Origin of the sequence: Streptomyces sp. NPDC005775, assembly GCF_042871565.1 — a bacterium.
Taxonomy (GTDB): domain Bacteria; phylum Actinomycetota; class Actinomycetes; order Streptomycetales; family Streptomycetaceae; genus Streptomyces.
On record NZ_JBIAIU010000018.1, the window covers coordinates 147,450 to 171,458 of the forward strand.

20 protein-coding genes are annotated in these 24,009 nt (G+C 72.0%); 10 read left to right on the plus strand and 10 right to left on the minus strand.

The window, feature by feature from the left end:
* Positions 1-135 precede the first annotated feature (135 nt).
* Positions 136-1,638: a long-chain fatty acid--CoA ligase gene (locus ACFYPA_RS33045; protein WP_359085343.1), complete on the minus strand. Its 1,503-nt coding sequence runs from the start codon at positions 1,636-1,638 to the stop codon at positions 136-138.
* Between the two features lie 252 nt (positions 1,639-1,890).
* Here ACFYPA_RS33045 and ACFYPA_RS33050 point away from each other — a divergent pair, with 252 nt between their 5' ends.
* The 7 genes from ACFYPA_RS33050 (at position 1,891) to ACFYPA_RS33080 (ending at position 9,959) form a co-directional block, all read left to right on the plus strand.
* The gene (locus ACFYPA_RS33050; protein WP_359085342.1) at positions 1,891-2,910 is read left to right on the plus strand and encodes an AraC family transcriptional regulator; all 1,020 of its coding nucleotides are present in this window, start codon (positions 1,891-1,893) and stop codon (positions 2,908-2,910) included.
* Positions 2,911-3,096: 186 nt separating this feature from the next.
* Positions 3,097-4,155: a 3-keto-5-aminohexanoate cleavage protein gene (locus ACFYPA_RS33055; protein ID WP_359085341.1), complete on the plus strand. Its 1,059-nt coding sequence runs from the start codon at positions 3,097-3,099 to the stop codon at positions 4,153-4,155.
* A 56-nt stretch (positions 4,156-4,211) separates the two neighbouring features.
* Positions 4,212-5,183 (plus strand): quinone oxidoreductase family protein, encoded by a 972-nt coding sequence (locus tag ACFYPA_RS33060; protein ID WP_389136042.1) that lies wholly within the window; start codon positions 4,212-4,214, stop codon positions 5,181-5,183.
* A gap of 64 nt (positions 5,184-5,247) precedes the next feature.
* Positions 5,248-6,123: a TauD/TfdA family dioxygenase gene (locus tag ACFYPA_RS33065; RefSeq protein WP_359085339.1), complete on the plus strand. Its 876-nt coding sequence runs from the start codon at positions 5,248-5,250 to the stop codon at positions 6,121-6,123.
* A complete protein-coding gene (locus ACFYPA_RS33070; protein WP_389136045.1) occupies positions 6,107-7,417 on the plus strand; it encodes an MFS transporter in 1,311 nt (436 codons plus the stop codon). The genes ACFYPA_RS33065 and ACFYPA_RS33070 overlap by 17 nt, the downstream gene beginning before the upstream one ends.
* Positions 7,414-8,007 carry an alpha/beta hydrolase gene (locus ACFYPA_RS33075; protein WP_359085337.1) on the plus strand — a complete coding sequence of 198 codons (594 nt, stop codon included), beginning with the start codon at positions 7,414-7,416 and terminating at the stop codon, positions 8,005-8,007. Before ACFYPA_RS33070 ends, ACFYPA_RS33075 begins: the two co-directional genes overlap by 4 nt.
* Positions 8,004-9,959, plus strand: a complete 1,956-nt coding sequence (locus ACFYPA_RS33080) for an acetoacetate--CoA ligase (protein ID WP_389136048.1) — start codon at positions 8,004-8,006, stop codon at positions 9,957-9,959. Before ACFYPA_RS33075 ends, ACFYPA_RS33080 begins: the two co-directional genes overlap by 4 nt.
* A 161-nt stretch (positions 9,960-10,120) precedes the next feature.
* On the opposite strand, the gene ACFYPA_RS33085 is transcribed toward ACFYPA_RS33080, so the two are convergent.
* The 4 genes from ACFYPA_RS33085 to ACFYPA_RS33100 all read right to left on the minus strand — a co-directional run bounded on the left by ACFYPA_RS33085 (position 10,121) and on the right by ACFYPA_RS33100 (position 14,991).
* A complete protein-coding gene (locus ACFYPA_RS33085; RefSeq protein ID WP_359353647.1) occupies positions 10,121-11,116 on the minus strand; it encodes a polysaccharide deacetylase family protein in 996 nt (331 codons plus the stop codon).
* Positions 11,117-11,209: 93 nt separating this feature from the next.
* On the minus strand, positions 11,210-12,220 hold the full coding sequence (locus tag ACFYPA_RS33090; RefSeq protein WP_389136051.1) for a glycoside hydrolase family 11 protein: 1,011 nt from the start codon (positions 12,218-12,220) through the stop codon (positions 11,210-11,212).
* Between the two features lie 591 nt (positions 12,221-12,811).
* Positions 12,812-13,420, minus strand: a complete 609-nt coding sequence (locus tag ACFYPA_RS33095) for a hypothetical protein (protein WP_389136054.1) — start codon at positions 13,418-13,420, stop codon at positions 12,812-12,814.
* Between the two features lie 176 nt (positions 13,421-13,596).
* Entirely contained in the window at positions 13,597-14,991 is a 1,395-nt protein-coding gene (locus ACFYPA_RS33100; RefSeq protein ID WP_359317272.1) for a hypothetical protein, read from the minus strand.
* 186 nt (positions 14,992-15,177) lie between these two features.
* On the opposite strand from ACFYPA_RS33100, the gene ACFYPA_RS33105 reads away from it, so the two are divergent.
* The gene (locus tag ACFYPA_RS33105; RefSeq protein ID WP_389136057.1) at positions 15,178-16,488 is read left to right on the plus strand and encodes a molybdopterin-dependent oxidoreductase; all 1,311 of its coding nucleotides are present in this window, start codon (positions 15,178-15,180) and stop codon (positions 16,486-16,488) included.
* A 325-nt stretch (positions 16,489-16,813) separates the two neighbouring features.
* Here ACFYPA_RS33105 and ACFYPA_RS33110 read toward each other — a convergent pair whose 3' ends face one another.
* Genes ACFYPA_RS33110 through ACFYPA_RS33120 form a run of 3 tightly spaced genes read right to left on the minus strand, consistent with a single transcriptional unit; the run spans position 16,814 to position 18,995 of the window.
* Positions 16,814-17,620 carry a class I SAM-dependent methyltransferase gene (locus tag ACFYPA_RS33110; protein WP_389136060.1) on the minus strand — a complete coding sequence of 269 codons (807 nt, stop codon included), beginning with the start codon at positions 17,618-17,620 and terminating at the stop codon, positions 16,814-16,816.
* Entirely contained in the window at positions 17,617-18,294 is a 678-nt protein-coding gene (locus ACFYPA_RS33115) for a DUF2064 domain-containing protein (RefSeq protein ID WP_359317269.1), read from the minus strand. Before ACFYPA_RS33115 ends, ACFYPA_RS33110 begins: the two co-directional genes overlap by 4 nt.
* Positions 18,291-18,995, minus strand: a complete 705-nt coding sequence (locus tag ACFYPA_RS33120; RefSeq protein ID WP_359353637.1) for a glycosyltransferase family 2 protein — start codon at positions 18,993-18,995, stop codon at positions 18,291-18,293. The genes ACFYPA_RS33115 and ACFYPA_RS33120 overlap by 4 nt, the downstream gene beginning before the upstream one ends.
* A 124-nt stretch (positions 18,996-19,119) precedes the next feature.
* Between ACFYPA_RS33120 and ACFYPA_RS33125 the strand changes: the two genes are divergently transcribed.
* The gene (locus ACFYPA_RS33125) at positions 19,120-20,022 is read left to right on the plus strand and encodes a response regulator transcription factor (RefSeq protein ID WP_389136064.1); all 903 of its coding nucleotides are present in this window, start codon (positions 19,120-19,122) and stop codon (positions 20,020-20,022) included.
* The gene (locus tag ACFYPA_RS33130) at positions 20,019-21,125 is read left to right on the plus strand and encodes a HAMP domain-containing sensor histidine kinase (RefSeq protein ID WP_359085328.1); all 1,107 of its coding nucleotides are present in this window, start codon (positions 20,019-20,021) and stop codon (positions 21,123-21,125) included. Before ACFYPA_RS33125 ends, ACFYPA_RS33130 begins: the two co-directional genes overlap by 4 nt.
* A gap of 3 nt (positions 21,126-21,128) precedes the next feature.
* On the opposite strand, the gene ACFYPA_RS33135 is transcribed toward ACFYPA_RS33130, so the two are convergent.
* Both ACFYPA_RS33135 and ACFYPA_RS33140 read right to left on the minus strand, forming a co-directional pair.
* Entirely contained in the window at positions 21,129-22,193 is a 1,065-nt protein-coding gene (locus tag ACFYPA_RS33135) for an NAD-dependent epimerase/dehydratase family protein (protein WP_389136067.1), read from the minus strand.
* Positions 22,194-22,315: 122 nt separating this feature from the next.
* On the minus strand, positions 22,316-23,977 hold the full coding sequence (locus tag ACFYPA_RS33140) for an acyl-CoA dehydrogenase family protein (protein ID WP_389136070.1): 1,662 nt from the start codon (positions 23,975-23,977) through the stop codon (positions 22,316-22,318).
* Positions 23,978-24,009: the final 32 nt, after the last annotated feature.

A 24,009-nucleotide genomic window follows, 5' to 3' on the forward strand; every position in this document is an offset into this window, starting at 1 on the left:
TGGCGGAGATCCGTCAGCTCGGTCGCGGCGCGCGGACGCGCGGGGCGGTTCTCCCAGGAAGCCGGTGGGCCGCGCCAGGGATGACACCCCCCGGCCCCGGGGACGTCTCATGCACCACGTCGTGAGCCCTGCCGGTCAGGTGCCCGAGCGGGTCGGCGGAACGATCCGGATCTCCCGCTTGAGGATCTTGCCGGTCGCGCCCTTGGGCAGGGCATCGACCAGGGTGACGATCCGGGGGTACTTGTACGCCGCCACCCGCTGTCTCACGTAGTCGCGCAGTTCGACCGTCGTCGTCAGGGCGCCCGTGCGCAGGACCACCGCCGCGGCGACCTCCTCACCGAGATCCGGATCGGGTACACCGACCACTGCCGCCTCCTCGACGTCCGGGTGCCGGTACAGCACCTCCTCGATCTCGCGCGGATAGACGTTGTAGCCGCCGCGTATGACGAGGTCCTTCTTGCGGTCGACGACGAAGTAGTAGCCGTCCTCGTCCACGCGGGCGAGATCCCCGGTGTGGAACCACCCGTCCCGGGAAGCCTGGGCGGTGGCGTCCGGACGGTTCCAGTACCCCTTCATGACGTTCTCGCCCCGCATCGCCAGCTCGCCGATCTCGCCGGAGCCGGCCACGCCGCCGACGGCTGCGACGAGCCGGAGTTCGACGCCGCGGACGGGAAGCCCGATGGATCCCGGCTTGCGGGGGCGGTCCGGCGGATTGAAGCAGGCCACCGGGGACGTCTCGGAGAGGCCGTAGCCCTCCAGCACGGTGACGCCCAGCTCCCGCTCCGCGGCGTGCAGCAGCTCGACGGGCAGGGAGGAGCCGCCCGAGACGGCGAGGCGCAGCCGGGGCAGGGGCCGATCCATACCGTTCCGGAGCAGGGCCCCGTACATCGTGGGCACCCCCAGGAAGACCGTCACCCCGTCCCGGCTGAGCGTTTCCAGCGCCTCGGCCGGGTGGAAGCGCGGCAGCAGCGACAGGCAGGAACCCGACGCGATCGAGGCGTTCATGGCGCAGGTCTGCCCGAACGCGTGGAACAGCGGCAGACCGCCGAAGAGGACGTCGTCCGAACCCAGACGCAGCAGCGTCCGCGCCACCGTCAGGGCGTTGCTCACCAGGTTGCGGTGCGTCAGCTCCGCGCCCTTCGGGACCCCGGTGGTGCCGGACGTGTACAGGATCACCGCGGTGTCCTCGTCGGAAGTTCCGGCCGCTCCGGCCATCGGCTCGACCGAGCGCAGTAGGGTGGCGAACGCTGCCGGCTCCGCGACCAGACACTCCGCTCCGGTCCGCGATGCCGCCGGAACGGCCTCCTCGGCGCAGGAGGGGGAGGACACGACGAGGCGGGCACCGCAGTCGCGGAGCACGAACACCATCTCGCCCGACTTCAGCAGTGGATTGACCGGCACCACCGTGCCGCCGGCGCGCAGGATGCCGAAGTACACCACGGGGAACTGGACGACGTTGGGCAGGGCGACCGCCACGCGATCGCCCGTTCGCAGGCCCTTGGTCCGCAGGAGTGCGGCGAACCTGGCTGTCAGGTCGTCGAGTTGGGCGTACGTGAGGGAGTCCTCGCCCTGGCGCACCGCCGTCCTGTCAGCGTGGGACCGGACGGATCGGGCCAGGAGTGCGAACAGGTCGGTCATGCGGCTTCCTTGTCGTCGGGGGGTGAGGCGGGTGCGGGCGGTGCGGAGGGGGTCACACCGAGCGGTGCGACCCAGGCGCGGCCACGCCGGGGGAGCCGGCGGCGCCACGTAACCCCGCACCACGCTGCGGGGGCCGGACGCAGGGCCGTCGCGAAACGCGGGGGCGGTGCCACGCTAGGTCACGGAGTGTGCCGGCGCTTGACCTGGTGGGTCAGATGACTTATCTGTTGGGGACAGAGCCCAGGAGTGCCGATGAAACCACTGGTCCGCAACGCAGCGCTGAGCAGCTACGTAGAGCTCAGCCAGTCCCTCGGTCTCGATCCGCGTGCGCTGATGAAGCGCGTGGGCCTGGACCCGGTAGGTCTCGCCGTCCAGGACCGGTGGATCTCCGGCGTCGCCGTCACCGAGCTCCTCGAACTCTCCGCCTCGGCCGCCCGTCGCGAGGAGTTCGGCCTGCTCCTCGCGGAGCGCCGACGCTTCTCGAACCTCGGTCCCATCAGCCTCGTCCTGCGCGAGGAGCCCGATGTGCGCAGCGCCCTCGCACTCCTCGTGCGCCACGAGCGCACCTACAACGAGCTGCTCCGCAGCCGGCTGACCGAGGCCAACGGGTTCGCCACCATCAAGCTGAGTCTGGAACTCGGCGAAGTGCGCGAGGCCCGGCAGGCCGTCGAGCTGGCCACGGGTACCTACATCGGGTTCCTGCGGGCATTCCTCGGCCCCCGCTGGCAGCCGGTGTCCGTGTGTTTCACCCACGGCGTCCCCCGCGACCCGGCCGCGCACCGGCGCTACTTCGGACCCGTGGTGGAATTCAACCGGGAACTCAACGGAATCGTTCTCTACGCCAACGAGCTCGCCACCCCGAACAAGATGGCGGACCCTCTGCTGCGCGGATATGCCCGCCAGTACTTCGAGTCCCTCGCCGTGACGGCGGACGCCACCGAGCTGGACCGGGTGCGCGAGCTGATCGAGGTGCTGCTGCCGACCGGGCGCTGCTCCATGGAACAGGTCGCGAGCAGTCTCGGCGTCGACCGCAGGACGGTCCACCGGCATCTGGCCGCGTCCGGCGAGACCTTCTCCGGGCTCGTCAACGCCACGCGTGCACAGCTCGCCGAACAGCTGGTGGCCAACCCGCGCCGTTCCCTGACGGAGATCTCCGGCCTGCTCGGCTTCGCGGCTCCCAGTGCCTTCTCCCGATGGTTCCGCGAACAGTTCGGCACCAGCGCCCGCGAGTGGCGCACCCGCAAGGCGCTCGACGGCCCTGTCCCCAACTGACAAGTCTCCTGTCACCTCGGGTAAAGCGCGGCAGGCAGCTCGCTCCTAACGTGGCCGTACCACAGGAGCCCAGAGGGCCTCTACCTCAACTCTCCTGTGGTGCAACGAAGTTGGTGCGCACGGCGCTGTGAGCGTCCGACCGGCGCATCAGCCCGCATCCGCATCCGCGTATCAGGAGATGACCCCATGCACTTCCTCGATGACTCCTTGCTGCCCGAGAACCAGGAGAAGCTGGTCATCCAGGCCGCTCCCTACGGCCCGGAGTGGCTCCCCGGTGACGCCGACGACCTGCCCCTCACGATGGACGAGCACGTGCAGGCGGCCGTCGACTGCTACAACGCCGGCGCCACCGTGCTCCACATCCACGTACGGGAACTGGACGGCCACGGCTCCAAGCGCATGTCCATGTTCAACGAGCTGGTCGGACGGCTGCGCGAGGCCGTCCCGGACATGGTCCTGCAGATCGGAGGATCCATCTCGTTCGCCCCCGAGGACGAGGGCGCCGAGGCGAAGTGGCTGAGCTACGACACCCGTCACCTGCTGGCCGAACTCGACCCGCGTCCCGACCAGGTGACGATCGCCATCAACACCAGCCAGATGAACATCGTCGAGATCATGTCGGACGACGACCTGGCCGGCACCTCCATCGCCAAGCCCGACTTCTACAAGGCCTACCGGGACATGGTCGTCGAGGCCGGTCCCGACTTCTACCTCGAACACCTCGAGCGGCTGCGCGCCAACGGCATCCAGCCGCACTTCCAACTGGCCACCCTGGCGCAGCTGGAGACCGTCGAGCGACTGATCCGCAGCGGCGTGTACACCGGCCCGCTGGTGCTCAACTACGTGGCGATCGGCGGCGGCTTCTCCGGACGTCACCCCGCCGACCTGATCGAGTTCGTCCGCCGCGTGCCCGACGGTGCCGTCCTCACCATCGAGTCCTCGATGCGCGCCGTCGCCCCGATGAACGCCGTGGCCATCGCCCTGGGGGTGCACGTCCGCGTGGGCAACGAGGACAACCTGTGGGCCCGCAAGGGCGAGCCCATGAGCTCCGTGCGCCAGGTCGAGCAGATGGTCGAGATCGCCGACAGCCTCGGCCGCGACGTCGCGAGCGGCGCGGAGGCCAAGAAGATCTACCACCTCGGTGAGTACTACGAGGACACCGACCGGACACTGGCCCGACTCGGCATGGTGCCCAACCGGCGTCCCGGTCAGCGCGGCTTCATGCTCCGCGACACCGCCCGCTGACCACCGCCGAACACAGAAAGCACTCGCTGACCGCCACCGAACGAAGAGAGCACCCCGTGGCACACGCCATCCGCTTCCACGAAACCGGCGGCCCGGACGTCCTGCGCCGGGAACACGTCACCGTCGGCGACCCGGGCCCCGGTGAGGTGCGCGTCCGGCACGAGGCCGTCGGTCTCAACTTCGCCGACACCTACTTCCGTACCGGCCTGTACCCGGCCCCGCTGCCGGCCGGTCTCGGTGTCGAGGGCGCCGGTGTCGTCGAAGCGGTCGGCGCGGGCGTCACCCGCGTGGCCGAGGGCGACCGCGTCACGTACACCGGCAGCCCGCTCGGCGCGTACAGCACCGAACGCATCATGCCCGCAGCCCCGTTGATCCGGCTGCCCGACGGCATCGACTGCGAGACCGCCGCCGCGATGACGATGCGCGGACTCACCGCCGCGTACCTGCTGCGCCGGATCCATCCGCTGAACCCCGGCGACACGATTCTGCTGCACGCCGCCGCGGGAGGCGTCGGCCTCATCGTCAGCCAGTGGGCGAAGCTGCTCGGCCTCACCGTGATCGGCACGGTCTCCACCGAGGAGAAGGCCGCAGTCGCCCGCGCCCACGGCTGCGACCACACGATCCTGTACCGCCGTGAGGACGTCGCCGCACGCGTGCGGGAGCTGACCGACGGGGTCGGCGTCCCGCTCGTCCTCGACAGCATCGGCAAGGACACCGTCGCGGGTTCCATGGCCTCGCTGCGCCGCCGCGGCCTCCTGGTGTGCTTCGGCACGGCGTCCGGCGTGCCGCCCCTCGACGCGATGAAGCTCGCCCTTCACGGCTCCCTGTTCGTGACCCGCCCGGCGCTGGCCGACTACATCGCCGATCCTTCGGAGCGGGACGCGCTGGCCGGTGAGGTGTTCGGCCATGTCGCCGCCGGCCGGATCCGGATCCGTATCAACCAGCGCTACGCACTCGACGACGCCGTGGCCGCGCACCGCGCACTGGAAGCGGGCCGCACCATGGGCTCGTCCGTCCTCGTTCCTTGATTCCTCCGAGTTCCCGATTCCCCCGAGTTCCCCGATTCCCCAGAGCCGCACCGGGAGAGCGCACATGACGCAGACCTCCGCCCGCACCCGCATCCACGCCGAACCGCTGACCTGCACCCTCGGAGCCGAACTGCACGGCGTCCAGCTCGGTGAGGCCGCCCGCGATGACGCCCTCTTCGCCGAGATCAAACAACTCCTGCTCCGTCACAAGGTGCTGTTCCTGCGCGACCAGGACCTGACCCGCGCCGAGCACGTCGCCTTCGCCTCACGCCTCGGTCCGCTGGAGGACCACCCGGTCCTCGGCAGCGATCCCGACCACCCGGGCCTCGTCCGTATCTACAAGGACCTCGACAGCAAGCCCGAGCACTACGAGAACGCCCTGCACTGCGACGCGACCTGGCGCGAGTGCCCTCCCATGGGCGCCGTGCTGCGCTGCGTCGAGACACCCGAGGTGGGCGGCGACACGATCTGGGTCGACATGGCCGAGGCCTACCGCAGGCTCCCCGAACACATCCGCGACCAGATCGCGGACCTGCGCGCCCGGCACAGCATCGAGGCGAGCTTCGGTGCCGTCATGCCGATGGAACAGCGCCACCAACTCAAAGCGCGCTACCCGGACCCCGAGCACCCGGTGGTCCGCACCCACCCGGAGACCGGCGAGAAGATCCTCTTCGTCAACGCCTTCACCACGCACTTCGTCAACCACCACACCCCGCAGAACGTGCGGTTCGGCCAGGACCACGCCCCCGGCGCGAACCTCCTCCTCAACTACCTGATCAGCCAGGCCGCGGTGCCCGAGTACCAGGTCCGCTGGCGCTGGACCCCGAACAGCGTCGCCATCTGGGACAACCGCTCCACCCAGCACTACGCCGTCCAGGACTACTGGCCGGCCGTCCGCAAAATGGAACGAGCGGGGATCGCCGGTGACCGGACCAGCTGAACCCATGACGCGCGGCTACGCGTGGCTGGTGTTCGCCCTCAGCTTCGGACTGCTGCTGTCCGACTACATGTCGCGGCAGGTCCTGAACGCGGTGTTCCCGTTGCTGAAGGCAGAATGGGCGCTCTCCGACACCGCTCTGGGCTCCCTGAGCGGCGTCGTCGCCCTGATGGTCGGCCTGCTGACCTTCCCCCTGTCGCTGCTCGCCGACCGCTGGGGCCGGGTCAGGTGCCTGGTCCTGTCGGCGGTGGTGTGGAGCCTTGCGACCCTGGGCTGCGCGGTCTCCGCGAGCTACGGCGAGATGTTCCTGGGCCGCTTCCTGGTCGGGGTCGGGGAGGCGGCGTACGGGAGCGTCGGCATCGCGGTGGTGCTGAGCGTGTTTCCGGTGGCCATGCGGGCCACGCTCTCCGGCGCGTTCATCGCGGGCGGTGCGTTCGGATCCGTACTCGGCGTGTCGATCGGCGGTGTCATCGCCCAACACCTCGGCTGGCGGTGGACGTTCGGCGTCATGGGGCTGTTCGGGCTGGCCCTTGCCGCGGTCTACGGCGTCGTCGTGACCGAGCGCAGACTGTCCCGCGCCGGCGCCGGCGCCGGCGCCGAGGCCGAGCCCGCAGCCGAGCCGGGCACGGGGGTCTCGGTGCGGAAGCTGTTGCCGCGGCTGTTCTCCTCCGTCTCCGTGCTGTGTGCCTACGTGGGCAGCGGCCTCCAGATGTTTCTCGCGATGGCGCTGCTGGCCTGGATGCCCAGCTACCTGGACCGCTACTACGGAATGCCACCCGACAAGGCCGGGCTCGCCGCCGGCGTCTTCGCGCTCATCACCGGGATCGGCATGGTCGGCGGCGGCATGGTCTGCGACCGGCTCGGCCGCAGGAACCCGCACCTCAAGTGGTCCGTCGCCGTCATCTGCAGCACCGGGTCAGTGGTCCTGCTGGCAGGAGGGTTCCAACTACCGCCCGGCGCCGCGCAACTCGTCCTCATCGGCGCGGGAACACTGCTGTGCAACGCCACCGCCGGACCCGCGGCCGCCATGGTGATGAGCCTGACCCCCGCCGCCGTCGCGGCCACCGCCCTGGCCACGCTCACCCTCGCCAACAGTCTGCTGGGCCTCGCACCCGGCCCCGCGGTGACCGGCATGCTCGCCGACCGCATGGGTCTGGACGCGGCGCTCCGGGTGATCCCGCTCGTCTCGGTCGTGGCGGGCCTGGCCTTCGCCCTCGGCGGACGTCACTACGCCAAGGGTCTCGTCCCGGTCCCGGCCGAGGCCGCGCCCCTCACGAAAACGGAGCTTCCGACATGAACCCCGTCCCCGCGCCCACGGTCGTGCTCGTGCCCGGCCTGCGCGACCACGTCCCCGACCACTGGCAGACGGCACTCGCCGCCCGGCTCCCCGGGGCCGTGACCGTGCCACCCCTGACGGAGGCCAGGTTCAGCCGCGACGCGCAGGTCGCCACCCTCGACGGCGTACTGTCCCGCATCGCCGGGCCGGTGGTACTCGTCGCGCACAGCGCCGGAGTGCTCACCACCGTCCACTGGGCGGCCCGCCACCACCGCCCGGTGCGGGGCGCGCTGCTCGCGACGCCGCCGGACTTCGACACTCCGCTGCCCGAAGGCCATCCCGGACCCGGAACCCTGAGCGAGCACGGCTGGCTGCCGGTCCCCAGGGCCCCGCTGCCGTTCCCCAGCGTCGTGGCGGCGAGCACGAACGATCCCCTGGCCCGCTTCGATCGGGTCGCCGAACTGGCCCGGGCCTGGGGCAGCCGCCTGGTCGACGTCGGCGCCGTCGGACACCTCAATCCCGCGTCCGGCTACGGGGACTGGCCACGGGCGCGGGAGTTCCTCGACGCCTTCGGCTGTCGCGCGACCCCGGATCCCGAGGTCCCGGCATGAGCGCGCCGACCAGCAACATCGCGGACTTCCTGCGGTGGCTGGAGACGGAGCGCGGCCTGTCGTTCGCCGGCTATCCGGAACTCTGGCGGTGGAGCACCGAGGACCTGCCGGGCTTCTGGTCGGCCGTGTGGGGCTACTACGGCCTGCACCACGTCAGCGACCACGACGAGGTGCTCGCCGACGCGACGATGCCGGGCGCGACGTGGTTCACCGGGGCGCGTCTTAACTTCGCGCGGCAGTGCCTCGCCCACACCACCGACGCACGTCCCGCACTCATCGCCGTGTCCGAGACCGGCGACCCGGTGGAGACCTCGTGGGACCGGCTCAACGAGGAGGTGGCCGGCGTCGCCGCCTCCCTGCGCGAGATGGGAGTGGGCCCCGGGGACTGCGTCGCCGGGTACCTGCCGAACATCCCCCAGGCCGTGGTCGCCCTCCTCGCCACGGCCGCCGTCGGCGCCACCTGGACCGTCTGCTCGCCCGATTTCGGCACGCCGAGCGTCCTCGCCCGGCTCCGCCAGGCGCGCCCGACGGTTCTGGTGGCCGCGGACGGCTACCGCTACGCGGGCAAGGAGCACGACCGGCGCCCGCACATCGCGGAGATCATGGACGGCCTGCCCACGGTCCGCCACCTCGTCTCCGTCGACCGCCTGTACGCGTCCGGGGCCGCCCCGGACCAGTTGCCTCGGCCGGACGTGACCCGGCACGACTGGACCGAACTCGCCGACCGCCGGGCCCGGCCGGTCTTCGCCGACGTCCCGTTCGACCACCCGCTGTGGATCCTGTGGTCGTCGGGCACCACCGGCGTACCGAAGGGCATCGTGCACGGTCACGGCGGCATCGTCGTCGAACTGCTCAAAGCGCTCGGGCTCGGCGTCGACCTGCGCGCGGACGACCGCTACTTCTTCCACACCTCCACCAGCTGGATGGTGTGGAACCTCATGGTCGCGGGCCTGCTGCACGGGAGCACGCTCGTCCTGTACGACGGCAGCCCCACCCATCCCGACGTCAATGGGGTCTGGCGGATCGCCGAACGCACCGGCGCCACGACCGTCGGTGTCGGCGCCGCCTACCTGATGGCTGCGGAGAAGGACGGCGCCACCCCGGCTGCCGAGAGGGACCTCACCGCGGTGCGGTCCATCCTGCAGACCGGTTCGGCGATGCCCGACAGCACCTGGGACTGGGCCCGCGACCGGCTCGGCCCCGATGCCCGGCTCCAGTCGATCTGCGGCGGCACCGACATCTGCTCGGTGCTGGCCGGCGGCTCCCCACTGCTGCCGGTGCGCACGGGCCGGCTCTCCGGCCCGGCTCTGGGGGTCGCCCTCGCCTCGTGGGACGCCGAGGGCAGGCCGTGCGTGGGGGAGCAGGGCGAGCTGGTGGTCACAGCACCGCTGCCGTCGATGCCTCTGTACTTCGTCGACGACCCCGGGCGGGAGCGCTACACGCGCAGCTATTTCGACGTCTATCCGGGCGTATGGCGGCACGGCGACTGGGTCACCGTCGATGCCGACCTGTCCGTCGCGGTGGCAGGACGTTCCGACTCCACGCTCAACCGCATGGGCGTACGGATGGGCTCGGCCGATCTCTACGCCGTCGTCGAGGGGCTGCCACGCATCGCCGACAGCCTCGTCATCGGCGCCGAGCTTCCCGACGGCCGCTACTACATGCCGCTCTTCGTCGTGCCCGAGGAGGGGGAGCCGTTCGACGACGCACTGCGCGAGGAGATCGTCGGCGCGATCAGGCAGAGCCTCTCGCCCCGGCACGTCCCGGACGCCGTCGTCCCCGTCGAGGCCGTGCCCCGCACTCTGACGGGCAAGAAGCTCGAGGTCCCCGTCAAACGCATCCTCCAGGGCGCCCGCGTCAGCGATGTCAGTGCGGAAGGCGCTGTGACCCACCCCGACATGCTGGCCTGGTTCGCGCGGTTCGCCGCCCGGCTGGGGAGCGGCCGGAGCTGAGGGCTGCCCCGCGAGGCACCGGGGAGGCTGCCGCGGTTTTCGTACGGGAGCCCGAGCGCAAGCAGCCCGACCGGGGCGTGGGAGCAGGTGGCGAATCGCCCTGCCCCACGCCCCTCGCCCGCAGAACCGTGCCGGCGAACGGTGCCGTGCCCTTCAAGTGGTCAGCCCGTGGTGCACGACACCGTCGGCCAGGTCCACGAACCGTTGGTCTGGAGTGTCACCCCCCAGGTGTTTCCGCTGCCGTTGGGCTTCGCGGTGAGGACCTGGGCGCTGGGGTAGGCGGCGCTGATGTTCCAGGTCGAGAGGACCTTCTGGGGGGAGGGGATGTTCATGGTGACGGTCCAGCTGCTGGAACCGGTGACGGCGACGCTGAGGTTGTAGCGGTCGCCCCACTGCTGCCCCGCGGACAGCGTCGCGGTGCAGCCGCCGGTGCCTCCGCCTCCACCGGTCCCGCCGCCCGCGCTGCCGTCGGGCGCGACGGCCCGCCCGGTCTGCGGCGAGATCATGCCCGAGCACAGGCCGCGGGACGCGAGCGACTGAGCGATCCGCGGGATCGCGGCGAGCGTGTTGGCCGGCCACTCGTGCATCAGGATGACCTGTCCGCTGGTGAGCCGTCCCACGGCCTGCACGATCGCGTCGGTGCTCGCGCCGTTCCAGTCCTGCGAGTCGACGTCCCAGATCACCTCCGTCAGACCGTACTTGGCCTCGACCGCCTTGAGCGTGGAGTTGGTCTCGCCGTACGGCGGCCGGAACAGCTTCGGGGTGCCTCCGCCGGCGTTGGCGATGGCCTGCTGGGTCCGGGAGATCTCCGAGTCGATCTCGGCCTGGCTCTTCTGGATGAGGTGCGGGTGTGTGTAGCTGTGGTTGCCGACCCACATGCCGGCGTTGATCTGCGCCTGCACCTGGCTCGGGGCAGAGGCGGCGAACTGGCCCTCGTTGAACATGGTGGCCCGCAGGCCGTTCTGCTTGAGGGCGTTGAGCAGGGCGGGGGTGTGGTCGTTGGACGGGCCGTCGTCGAACGTGAGGCCCACGTAGCCGTTGCAGGTGGCGGCCTGCGCGGGGGCGGCGGTGGTGGCGGTCAGGCCCAGGGAGGCCGTCGCGGTGAGAAGGAGTCCGGCGGCCAGAGCGGCCGGGCGGCGGCGGTGAAGGAGATGCATGGGGGTCCTCCTGGTGGCGGGAGCCGGCCACGCCGAGGAGCATGGCCGGCCTGCTGGGAAGGTGAGGGTCCTCGCGGACCCGGTGGGGCGGGGTCAGCCGGCGCTGCAGCTGACCGTGGGCCAGGTCCAGGTGCCGTTGGTCTGGATGGTCGCTCCCCAGTTGTTTCCGCTGCCGTTGGACTTGGCCACGAGGGTCTGGCTGTCCGGGTAACTGGTACTCACGTTCCAGGTGGACAGGACCTTCTCGGGTGACGGGACCTTCATGGTGACGGTCCAGTTGCTGGAGCCCGAGACCGAGACGTTCAGGTTGTAGCGGTCGCTCCACTTGTCGCCTGCGGAGAGGGTCGCGGTGCAGCCGCCGGAGCCGCCGCCGCCCGTACCGCCGCCCGTGCCGCCGCCCGAACCGCCTTCACTGACGGTGATGTTCGAGCTCCCGCTGCTCTGGTAGCCCTCGGTCGCCATGATCATGTAGTTGAAGGAGCCCATGCTCATGCCGTGGCTCGCCCAGGCGTCGAAGTGGTTGCCCGTGGTGATGGTGCCGCCCGTCCGCTTTGCCTGGCGGACGCTCCAGTACTGCTTGAAGGTCTTCGTGCCCTCGATCGAGGGCTGGTTCACCCGGGTCGTCTCGTAGATGTCATAGGTGCCGCCGTCGCTGGTGACCGTGCCCTTGAAGGTGCCGGTGGGGCGGTAGGTGCCGAAGTTCTCGACGACGTAGTACTCGACCAGAGGATTGGTGGTCCAGCCGTAGAGCGCGAGGTAGGCGTTGCCGGACGGGTTGAAACTGCCCGAGTAGTTCACGGACTTGCGTCCGCCGGTGCTCCAGCCCTTGCCGCCGACGAAGTTACCGACGTTGCTCCACTGGTAGCCGTAGTTGCCGCCGGAGCCCAGTGTCATCGACACCGAACCGCCTCCGTCGCTCCAGTGCGAGTAGTAGTAACCGTTGTTGGTGCCGGTCTGGTTCGAGTTGATGACGGTGTCGGCGCTGGCGGCGTTGGGCAGCAGCAACACGCCGACCGCGGCCAGGGCGATGACCCAGGAGCTTCTGAGCAGGGTCATGCAGCGGGCGGGTCTGCGTCTGCGCGGCGTAGGCACGGGTGCGCTCATGTCGGTGTCCTCCAGGGACTGTGACGTACGAGTGGTGCCGGACGGGCCCTCACGTAAATCCGCCAACACAAGTGCCTGGCCGCCTGGTTGGGCTCACGCGGCGGTGGACGGTGGTGGTGGTCGGGCCTGACCACGGATCTTTGGTCCGGCTCCGACGGCTGTCAATAGTTTCGGCATTTATTTCGAAAGCTTCGGTCTTGATGAGGGGGTGTTGGAGTGGCTTTCTTTGCAGGCCAATTGCCTGGATAGAGGGATTTCAGTGCGACGTACGGCCGAGTTGGTGCGAGGTGATCCATCCCGCTTGGCGGACGAGTTCGAAACTTTCGAAGCGCTGGATGCGGTGTCGTCCGTGCTTCGCGTCCAACGGAGCGGCGCCGCGACTCGTCGGGGATCCGCAGGGCGTCGAGCGACGATCCTCGGGCGGCTGTTCGCCGCGACACGTGACACCGGGACCGCGAAACCCCCCGCTCACGGCGGTCGTCGCGGCGCTGCGCACAGCCGCGCGGCGGGGTCGGGGCTCGTACCTCCCGCCGACGCGGCCCAGTCCGGGCCGCCCGTCCGCGCGGACAGACGGCCCGGACTGACGGCTGATCAGGCTGCCTGGAGCACTTCGCAGGGGCAGTGGCGGAACTCAAGACCGAGTTCGCGGTCCACGGCCGCGCTGGAACGGGTGGCGGCTTCGGCGACCTTTTCCCAGGAGCCGTACTTCATGTAGAGCTGGTCAGCCGTCGGGCCGAGCGGGTTGCCGTACTTCTTCTGATTGCGCGCCTCCAGTTCCGCGACCTGTTCCGGAGTCATGCCGGCACGGACGACGTCCTTGGCGTCGTTGCGCATCCGGACCAGAGCACGGGCGATGTCCTCCTCCGAGCGCCCTTCCTCGCGCATGGCACACTCCTCGCGCTCCATGTCCTCGAGGAGTTGGTGATAGCGCATCCGCTGGTCGCGGGCGACCTCGCGCTCCGTCGGCGTCTCCCTGCGGATCTGACACACGACCGGTTCCGGACTGGTGCAGTCACCGTGGTCCGGGGCGGCCTGGGACACGGGGGCGACGACGACCGAACCGCAGCCGGCGAGCGACCGGCACGGATGGGCCGTGTGTGCGGCGGCGGAGGCGGGCTGAAGGGGGAAGAGAACGACCTGGGCGACCAGCAGGGTGGGAACCACGCGGCGGGCCAGCGAGCGCACACTGTTCAGTGACATGCGCTCATCGTTCGGCAGCCCCGCCCGAGACCTGAGCGTGGCGCGGCCGAAATGCTCTTTGCGGGCTGCGGACTCCACTCCGCCGAGTGAAGCGCGCACACCTGCGGTGGCCCTGTCGGGGGCGAGCACGCGGCTCCGGGGCGGGGCCGCGCGCCTCAGCGGCTATCGCAGTCCGGTCACCAGCCGGTCCACAGCAGGTGGTTGACCGCCAGGGCCACGATCGCCTGCGCGGCCAGCCAGCCGCGCCGGCCACGGGCGGGCAGGAGGGCCGCCGCGGGGAGCAGCCAGAGCATGAACGGCTGCCAGATCCGTTCCGTCTCGGCCTTGCTCATCCCGGACAGGTCGGCCGCCAGCAGCGCCAGGAGCGCCGCCGAGGCGAGCAGGACCAGCCGCTGCGGCGCAGTGGTCGTCCCGGTGCGCAGCGCGCGTACCGCGCCGGGAGCACCCGCCGTACTCCGGCGCAGGCCCGCGAGCGTCGCCGGTCCGACGGCGATCGCGGTGCAGGCGAGATTGGCCCAGACCCAGTAGGAGTACGGGCGGACCCCACCGGCTCCCTGGTAGTAGCGCTCGACGAGCAGGTGGTACGCCTCCCACCAGTTGAAGCCCGCCAGGGTGAAGGCCACCGGCACCACCAGAGCCCCCAGTGCGAAGAGGGGGAGCGGCCGGGCGGTGCGGGTGAGCAGGAGGACGGTAAGGAGCGGGACCGCGATGAGTGTCAGACCGTAACTGAGGTAGCAGGTCAGTCCGTAGAGGAGCCCGGCGCCCAGGGCGGCGGCCGCGGGGCTGCGGACCGTGCGGGTGGCGGCCAGGGCCAGCAGCGCGACGGACCACGCGGCCACCGCGGTGAAGTAGCCGTCGGCGGAGGTGCCGGCCCAGATCGCGACCGGGGCGAGGACGACGAACGGGGCGGCGCGGCGTGCGGTGTGCTCGTCGGTCAGGGCGCGCAGGGCGACCAGGAGGGCCACCGCCGCCGAGGCGCCCGTCACGATGCACCAGACCCCGGCCCAGGCGCCGCCGCCGAGCCCGACGCGGTCCAGCAGGACGAAGGTGAGCGTGGCGCCCGGCGGGTGCCCGGCGACATGGGCGGGCCAGTTGCCCGGCGGGCCGATCAGGATGTGTTCGTTGAAGCCGCGCAGGGCGGCACCGATGTCGTCGAAGCGGCCGATGACCCGCAGGTACTCGTGTTTCGTCGTGATGCGTTCGGCGATGCCCCGCTCCCAGCCGTCGATCAGCGCGAGCGAGAAGACCCAGGCGAGCGCGGTGGCGTAGCCGCTGAGGAGCAGTGAGCGCCAGGGCCACCGGTCGGCGAGGACGGGGCCGTAGGCGATGACGGCCGCGGCGACGGTGGGCGCGAGCCAGGTGCCGGGCCCGACATGCGGGTTCCAGGTCGCGAGCAGGGGCGGCCAGTGGACCACGAGGACGCGGCCGTAGTCGTCGAAGGCCCGGCCGACGAACACGGCTGCGGCGACGAGTACGACCCCCGCACCCGCGGCTGCCAGGTCCCGGCGGTGCCCGGAGCGTTGCGTGGGAGGCGGTTCGATGACTTGTTCGGTGCGGTCCACGGTCTTCACGCACGCACCGTACGCACGACACCACGGGGTGGGGGCGTGGCGGGCGGGCGCGTCACCGAACCGTCAGATTCGGGTGGGGGCGGGGGAGGGAGGGGCGCCCCGCACCGTGCCTCCAGGGGGTGACGTCATCGTTTCGTCAGGAGTCGCAACCACGCGACACCTCCACCCCCGGCATAGCGTCGGCGCATGGGCGACAGCCGTCGGCAGAGTCCGACCCCACCCGCGTTCCTTTCCCGTCTGCTCGGCGGACGTGCGCCGACGATTCTCGGACGCCTCCCCTCCGCGCCCGGGTTCTGGCGCAGCCCGGTGCGCGGCATGCGGTTCACCGCGGTGCTCGGCCTCGTCCTGCTCGTCGGGATCACCGTGCTGTTCGTGACCGGTCTGTTGTCGTACGCCGCGTACAACCCGGACCTGAACCCGGTCAACGACAAGACTCCGGACAAGGGGCTGCTGGGCTTCTACCTCTTCGACTGGCCGACCGGGCCGCACTGGCTGTACCGGCTGACGCAGGGGCTCCACGTCACCCTCGGGATCGTGCTCGTGCCGGTCCTGCTGGCCAAGCTCTGGTCCGTGGTCCCCCGGCTCTTCGCGCTGCCGCCGGCCCGATCCGTCGGGCACGCCCTGGAGCGGATCTCGCTGCTCCTGCTGGTGGGCGGGGCGTTGTTCGAGTTCGTCACGGGGCTGCTCAACATCCAGCTGGAGTACCTGTTCCCCGGCTCCTTCTACCCCCTGCACTTCTACGGGGCGTGGGTGTTCTTCGCCGCGTTTCTCGCCCATGCGGGGCTCCGGGTGCCGCAGGCCGTACGGGTGCTGCGGTCGGGAGGACTGAGCGGGGCCGTTCAGGGGGACCGGCTGGATTCCCCGGCCCCCTCGCCGCCGACGCTGTCCCGCCGCGGTGCGCTTGCCATGGTCGGTGCCGGCTCACTGGTCCTGCTGATCACCTCGGCCGGGCGGAGCTTCGACGGACCGCTGCGGCGGCTCGCCGTGCTCACTCCGCACGGCGCGGCCGAGCCGGGCTCAGGGCCGAATGGCTTCCAGATCAACAAGACGGCCGCCGCCGTCGGCGTCACCGCCGCCGACACGGGGGAGGGCTGGTGGCTCACCGTCAGCGGGCCGGCCGGAGACCTCCGGTTCACCCGCGACCAGCTCCTCGCGATGGACCAGCACAGCGCGGCGCTCCCGATCGCGTGCGTGGAGGGCTGGTCCACCTCGGACCAGTGGTGGCGCGGGGTACGGCTGAAGGACCTGGCCGCGCTCGCCGGCTACCCGGACGGGGTGCCGGGCGTGCTCGTGGAGTCCGTTCAGCGCAGCGGGCCGTTCCGCCGGGTCGCCCTGCGCGACAACCAGGTGCGCGACGCGCGCTCCCTGCTGGCCCTCCAGGTCAACGGCGAGGACCTGACCCCCGATCACGGATATCCGGCACGGATCATCGTCCCGGCAGCCCCCGGCGTACTCAACACCAAATGGGTGTCCCGGCTGACCTTTGGAGAGCTGTGAACCGTGTGGACCCGCGCGCCGTCGTACGGCGTTGGTACGGGGAGGGGCCGCTGCACCTCCTGCTGATGGCAGCCTCCTTCGCCCTGGCCGGCTATGCGGGCGTACGGCTGCTGGCGGGGGACACCTGGGGCGTCATCATGTGGTTCGTCGGCGCCGCCCTCGTGCACGACCTGGTGCTGGTTCCGCTCTGCGCCGGCGCGGACCGGCTGCTGCGCCTGCCGGCCGGCCGGCGCCCGGACCTGGTGAACTTCGTCCGGGTGCCGGTCTTCCTCTCCGGACTGCTGCTGCTCGTGTGGTTCCCGCTGATCACCCGGCAGACGGAGCGCTACGAGCCGGCCAGCGGGCTGTCGGCCGATGTGTTCCTGGGGAACTGGCTGCTGATCACGGCCGCGCTGTTCTCGGTGTCGGCGGCCTGGCTGGTGGTCCGGACGGTCCGGCAGCGTCGCAGGGAGACGAAGGAGCGGCCGTCCGCGTCCCACTGATCGACGCGGTGCAGGTCGTGGTGGCGGGCGTATCCCAGCAGTGCGGACGTGCCGAGCCGGGCCCACGGGAACGGGGCGGCCGGCGGCCCGGCGGTGGAGGCGCCCCCGTCGTCCAGCAGCACCCGGACCCGCTCGTCGATGTCGTGCGGTGCGGTCTCGGCGATGAGGAGCCCGCCCGGGGCCAGCAGGTCCGCCGTGCGCCGCAGCAGGTGGGACGGGTCACCGCCGATCCCGACGTTGCCGTCGAGGAGCAGGACGGTGCCCCAGCGCCCCTCGGCCGGGAGGGGTTCGAAAACGGAGCGGCGCAGTGCCGAACCGCCGAGCCGCAGGGTGCGCTCGACCGCGGCCTCGCTGACGTCGATGCCGAGCGCGCGGTGGCCCCGGGCCGCCAGCGCGGCGACCAGCCTCCCGGGCCCGCAGCCGATGTCCAGGACGGACCCCTCGCAACGGCGCAGCGCCGACAGGTCCGCGGCGTCCGCGCCGGCACACCACCGCTCCACGTCCAGCGGCAGCAGCCAGCCGTCCGTACGGCGGAGGAAGAGCGGGCCGTGTCCGTTGCGCAGCGCGTTGGCGTAGGGATCGGTGCCCCACGAGGCGACGTCCGGATGGGGGGCGCTCATCACGTCACGGTCCTGGCCCGTACGGCTCATCGGACCACCGCCCCGGTCAGCCGGGCGAGTTCGGCGGCGAACCGTCCGTGCGGCGCGAGTGCGGCCACGTGCGTGGCGTCGGCCGCGGTGTCCACGTCCCGCAGCCGGGGGAGATCGCGGACGGCCAGTCCGGCGTCGACCAGCCGGCGCCGCTGTACCGCACCGGTCTCGGGCACCGACATCGGCACGCCGCGCAGGAGCCCGGGGTCGGGTTCGGCCAGGCCCAGCGCCCAGAACCCGCCGTCCTCGGCGGGGCCGAACCAGGCGTCGCAGTCGTCCCAGGCGTGGGGGGAGAGGGCGGGAGCCAGATCGGAGGCGGTGATCTGCGGGGTGTCCATTCCGATCAGCAGGGTCGGCCCGGTGCAGGCGGCGAACGCGGCGGCCAGCCGTTCGTCGAGACGTCCCGGGCCCTGCGCCACCACCTCGACGCCGGGCGGCAGCCACGGCCCCGGCCGCCCGTCCAGGACGACCGCGCGCCGCGCGGCGGGCAGCGCCCGCACGGTACGCAGCGTGTCGGCCAGTGCCGCCTCGGCGAGTCGCGCGGCCTCGGCGGGGGAGAACGGCGGAGTGAGCCGGGTCTTGACCCGGCCGGGCAGCGGCTCCTTCGCGATGACGAGCAGGGTCGTCGCCCCGGCCGGGGCGAGACGGGCCGTGTCGGACCGGGGTCGGTTCATCGCGTGGCCCCCATCCGGACCGGTGGCTCCGCCAGCACGGCGCGCATGTCGCGCACCGCGTGCCAGGTGCCCCGCCAGGTGCCGGTGACCTTCGACTTCCCCGTCCGCGGGAGGTACGGGACGTCCGTCTCGGTGACGCGCAGTCCCGCGTCGGCGGCGCGCACGACCATCTGCAGCGGGTAGCCGCTGCGGCGGTCGGTGAGGCCGAGTGCCAGCAGATCGGCCCGGCGCGCGGCCCGCATCGGTCCGAGGTCGCTCAGACGCAGCCCCGTGCGCCGGCGCAGCATCCGCGCAAGCGCCGCGTTGCCCGCCCGTGCGTGCAGGGGCCAGGCGCCGCGCCCCTGGGGGCGACGGCGGCCGAGCAGCAGGTCGCTCTCCCCGGCGGCGACCCGGGCGACGAGTCCGGGGAGCAGACCGGGGTCCAGCGAGCCGTCGCAGTCGCAGAAGCAGACGAACTCGGCCTCGGCGGCGAGCAGCCCGGCCTGGCAGGCCGCGCCGAAGCCCCGCTGCGGCTCACGCACCACCGAGGCGCCGAGGGAAGCGGCCAGTGCGGCCGAACCGTCGGTGGAACCGTTGTCCACGACGATCGCCCGCCAGCCACGCGGGACCGCGGCCAGCACCCCGGGCAGTGCGCCGGCTTCGTTAAGACAGGGCAGGACGATATCGGCGCAGAGGCCGGAGGTATCCGAGGGAGCAGTCACCCGGCTCACCCTACGGAGCGAAAAGCGACAATTCGGGTTCCGGAATCTTACGGAATGTGGACGTCGGCGGTCGGCGGCGCAGGGGTGTCCGCGCTTGGCCGCGGCGGGTGCCAAGGTGGGGGGCATGCAGCCGACCCCGGACCCCTCACCGCGCCGCCCCGCCGACGGGGCGCCGGCACCCCGCCCGGAGCCCGGAGCCTTGCCTCCGCCGGGTGCGCCGGCTCGCGGCGCCTCCCCGCGCGGCCATGTGCTCGTCGTGGACGACGACCCCACGGTGGCGGAGGTGGTCGCCGGGTACCTGACCGGGGCCGGATACGAGGTGGCGCGGGCGTCGAACGGCCCGGCCGCGCTCGACCAGTACGCCGCCCGCCGTCCGGACCTCGCCGTCCTGGACCTGATGCTGCCGGGCATGGACGGCTTCGAGGTCTGCCGCCGCATGCGGGCGCACGGACCCGTGCCGGTCATCATGCTCACCGCGCGCGGCGACGAGGACGACCGCATCCTCGGCCTGGAGACGGGGGCGGACGACTACGTCACCAAGCCGTTCAGCCCCCGCGAACTCGTCCTGCGCGTCGACTCCGTGCTGCGCCGCGCCCGGGCGGCCGCGACACCTCCCGGCCGCCCCGAACTGCTCGAAGGCGCGGGCCTGGTCCTGGACCCCGCGGCCCGGCGCGCGACGTTCGACGGCCGGGCGCTCGCCCTCACCCTGCGGGAGTTCGACCTGCTCGCCTTCCTCCTGCGACACCCGGGCCGGGCCTTCACCCGCGAGGAGCTGATGAGCGGGGTCTGGGGATGGGACTTCGGGGACCTGTCGACCGTGACCGTCCACGTCCGCCGGCTGCGCGGGAAGGTCGAGGCCGATCCGGCCCGCCCGGAGCTGATCCGTACGGTCTGGGGCGTCGGCTACCGACTGGACCTGCCTGGGGACCGGGCCGCCGCCCCCGCCGTTTCCACGCCTTCCACCGCTTCCACGCCTTGCACCGATTCCACGCCTGCTACCGGCTCCGGCTCCGGAGCGCCGGCATGACCGACATCCTCCTCATCGCGCTCTTCGCCTTCCTGGGCGCCGCAGCCGCGGGACTGCTCGGCGCACTCGTGCTGCGGCTCTCCCGGCACCGATCGCTCGTCGTCTCGCTGACCGTCGTCGCCGCCGTGGCCGTCACCGCGATGCTCGCCGGCACGCTGGCCGTCGCCTGGGAGATGTTCCTGTCGCCGCACGACCTCACCGTGGTCACCATCGTGGTGGCCATGGCCGCCGTCGTCTCGCTCGCCACCGCGATGCTCCTGGGCCGCTGGGTGGCTGCGCGGAGCCGCGATCTGACGCTCGCCGCCCGTTCCTTCGGCGACGGCGGCACCTTCGCCGCCCCCGAGGCCCCGGCCACGGCCGAACTCGCCGCGCTCACCCGCGAACTGGCCGCCACCAGCGCCAAGCTCGACAGTTCGCGCGAGCGGGAGCGCGCCCTGGAGACCTCGCGGCGGGAGCTCGTCGCCTGGATCTCGCACGACCTGCGCACCCCGCTCGCCGGACTGCGTGCCATGTCCGAGGCGCTGGAGGACGGCATGGCCGTCGACTCGCGGCGCTATCTGCGGCAGATACGCACCGAGGTGGAGCGGATGAACGACATGGTCGGCGACCTCTTCGAGCTTTCCCGCATCCACGCCGGTTCGCTCACCCTCACCCCCACCCGGATCTCCGTCTACGACCTGGTGGGCGACGCGCTCGCCGGGGCCGACCCGCTGGCGCGGGAGCACGGTGTACGGCTGGTGGGCGACCGGATCGAGGCGGTGCCCATCGAGGTCGACGGCAAGGAGATGAGCCGTGTTTTGGGCAACCTCCTGATCAACGCCATCCGCCGCACCCCCGCCGACGGCACCGTCGCGGTGGCCGCCCACCGCACGGGCGGCGGGGTGGTGCTCTCGGTGACCGACGGCTGCGGCGGCATCCCGGAGGAGGACCTGCCCAGGGTCTTCGACACCGGCTGGCGCGGTACCCACGCCCGTACGCCACCGGCCGGCGCGGGCCTCGGGCTCGCCATCGTGCGCGGGATCGTCGAGGCGCACGCCGGCCGGGCGGACGTCCGCAACGTCAGCGGCGGCTGCTGCTTCGAGGTGACGCTGCCGGTGGCGTGAGCCTCATACCGAGGCTCCCTCCCGCAGCGGCGCCGCCGCGAACCCCGCCATCCCCTCGGCGAAGCCCACCTCCGGCTTCCACCCCAGTTCGTCGCGCAGCCGCCGCGAGTCCGCCGTGACATGGCGTACGTCCCCGAGCCGGTACTCACCGGTGACCACCGGGGCCGGGCCCCCGTGGGCCGATGCCAGGGCGGCGGCCATCTCGCCGATGGTGTGCGGCTGCCCGCTCCCGGTGTTGTACGCGGCGAAACTGCCGGGCCCGAGCCCCGCGACCGCTTCCAGCGCGACGGCGTTCGCGGCGGCCACGTCCCGCACATGGACGAAGTCCCTGCGCTGGCCGCCGTCCTCGAACACGCGGGGCGCCTCGCCCCGGGCCAGGGCCGAGCGGAAGAAGGAGGCGACACCGGCGTACGGGGTGTCGCGCGGCATGCCCGGCCCGTACACGTTGTGGTAGCGCAGCGACACCGCGCGCCCGCCCGTCGCCCGCGCCCACGAGGAGGCGAGGTGCTCCTGGGTGAGCTTGGTCGTCGCGTACACATTGCGCGGGTCCACCGGCGCGTCCTCGCCGACGAGCCCGGGGACCAGTTCCGTGCCGCAGGAAGGGCAGCGGGGCTCGAACCGGCCCTCGGCCAGATCGGCTTCCGCGCGGGGCCCGGGCCGGACCCGGCCGTGGAGCCGGCAGTCGTACCGCCCCTCCCCGTAGACCACCATCGACCCCGCGAGGACCAGATTCCGTACCCCCGCGCGGGCCATCGCCGCGAGCAGCACGGCCGTTCCGAGGTCGTTGCACCCCACGTAGTCCGGCGCGTCCGCGAAGTCCTTGCCGAGGCCGACCATCGCCGCCTGGTGACAGACCGCGTCAACGCCGCGCAGCGCACGGTCCACGGCCTCGCGGTCGCGCACGTCCGCCACGACGAACCCGCTGCCGGTGTCGGGCGGCACGGCGCCGTCGCCGTGCGCCGAAGGGAGCAGGGCGTCAAGCACCACCGCCTCGTGCCCGGCCGACACGAGGGTCCGCACGATCTCCGAACCGATGAACCCGGCGCCGCCGGTGACCAGTACTCGCATGGCGCCCACGGTAGGCCGGGCCGGGGCGAACCGGGCGCCGACGACCCGGCACGTCACGGGAACGTAAGGGAAACGGGCGTGCGCGGCCGGCCCGTGACGGGAAGCCGGCCGCGGAAGGCCGGTCAGACAGGCAGTCGGGCCAGCAGCCCAGCGAAGTCCGTCCCGGCCGACAGGGTTCCGAAGGCCAGGCCCCGGTCCCCGGCCAGTCGCGACGCGCAGAAGGCGTCGGCGACGGCGGCCGGGGCGTGGCGTACGAGCAGGGAGCCCTGGAGGACGAGTGCCGCGCGTTCGATGACGCGACGGGCGCGAAGGGGCGCGTCCTCGGTGAGGGCGAGCTCACCCCGGAGCTTCCGCCAGGCGTCGTCCAGACGACGGTCGGCTCCGGCAGCGGCCTCGATCTCCGCGCTCAGGGCCTGGAGCGACTCCGGCTCACGGGACAGGGCGCGCAGCATGTCCAGGGCGTTGACGTTGCCCGATCCCTCCCAGATGCCGTTGAGCGGAGCGTCGCGGTAGAGGCGGGGCATGCCGGACTCCTCGTCGTACCCGTTGCCGCCCAGGCATTCGAGGGCCTCGGCGACGGCGGCGGGCTGGCGCTTGCACACCCAGTACTTGCCGACGGCGGTGGCCAGCCGCAGGAAGGCGCGCTCCTGGGTGTCGCCCTGCTGCGCACGGTCCGCCGCGCCGGCCAGGCGCAGCGCCAGCGTGGTCGCGGCCTCGGACTCCAGCGCCAGGTCGCCGATGACGTTGCGCATCAGTGGCTGGTCGATCAGCTTGGCACCGAACACGGCCCGGTGGCGTACGTGGTGGGCTGCCTGGGCGAGCGCCGCGCGGGTGCCGGCGGCGGAACCGAGCACGCAGTCCAGGCGGGTCATGGTGACCATGTTGATGATCGTGCGCACGCCCCGGCCCTCGTCCCCGACGAGCCAGGCCACGGTGTCGTCGAACTCGGGCTCGCTGCTGGCGTTGGAGCGGTTGCCGAGCTTGTCCTTGAGGCGCTGGATGCGGAACGTGTTGCGGCTGCCGTCCGGCAGGACCCGGGGGACCAGGAAGCAGGACAGCCCGGCCGGGGCCTGGGCGAGTACGAGGAAGAGGTCGTTCATCGGGGCGCTCGTGAACCACTTGTGGCCGCGCAACCGCCAGGTGCCGTCCGTCTGTCGCGTGGCGGCGGTCGTGTTGGCGCGCACATCGGTGCCGCCCTGCTTCTCCGTCATGCCCATCCCCGCGAGCAGACCGGGCTTCTCGGCCGGTGTGCGCAGCCCGGACTCGTACACGCGGCTGGTCAGCAGGGGCTCGTACGTCCTGGCGAGGTCCGGGGCGTGACGCAGGGCGGGGACCGCCGCGTACGTCATCGATACGGGGCAGCCGTGGCCCGCTTCCGTACTGCTCCACACCATGAAGCCCGCCGCGCGGGCCACGTGCGCACCGGGCCGCTCGTCGGCCCAGGCGGCGCCGCCGAGCCCCTCGCTGATCGCCACGTCCATGAGGGAGTGGTACGAGGGGTGGAACTCGACCTCGTCGATGCGGTGGCCGTAGCGGTCATGGGTGCGCAGCCTCGGCTCGTGGCGGTTGGCCTCGTCCGCCCAGCGCTGTACCTCCTCGCTGCCGGCGCGGCGGCCCAGCCGGTGCAGATCGTCCAGGTACCACTGGGCACCCTCGCGGCGCACGCCCTCCACCAGCACCGGGTCGTCGGCGACGTCGTGGCCGGACAGCGGCGGCGGCTGGTTCGTCACCTCGTGGGTGGTGGCGGTCGGACGGCTGTGGAGTGCTGCGGCGGTGTCGGACATGAAGCCCTCCTGGGGCAGGGACGTGTGACGGT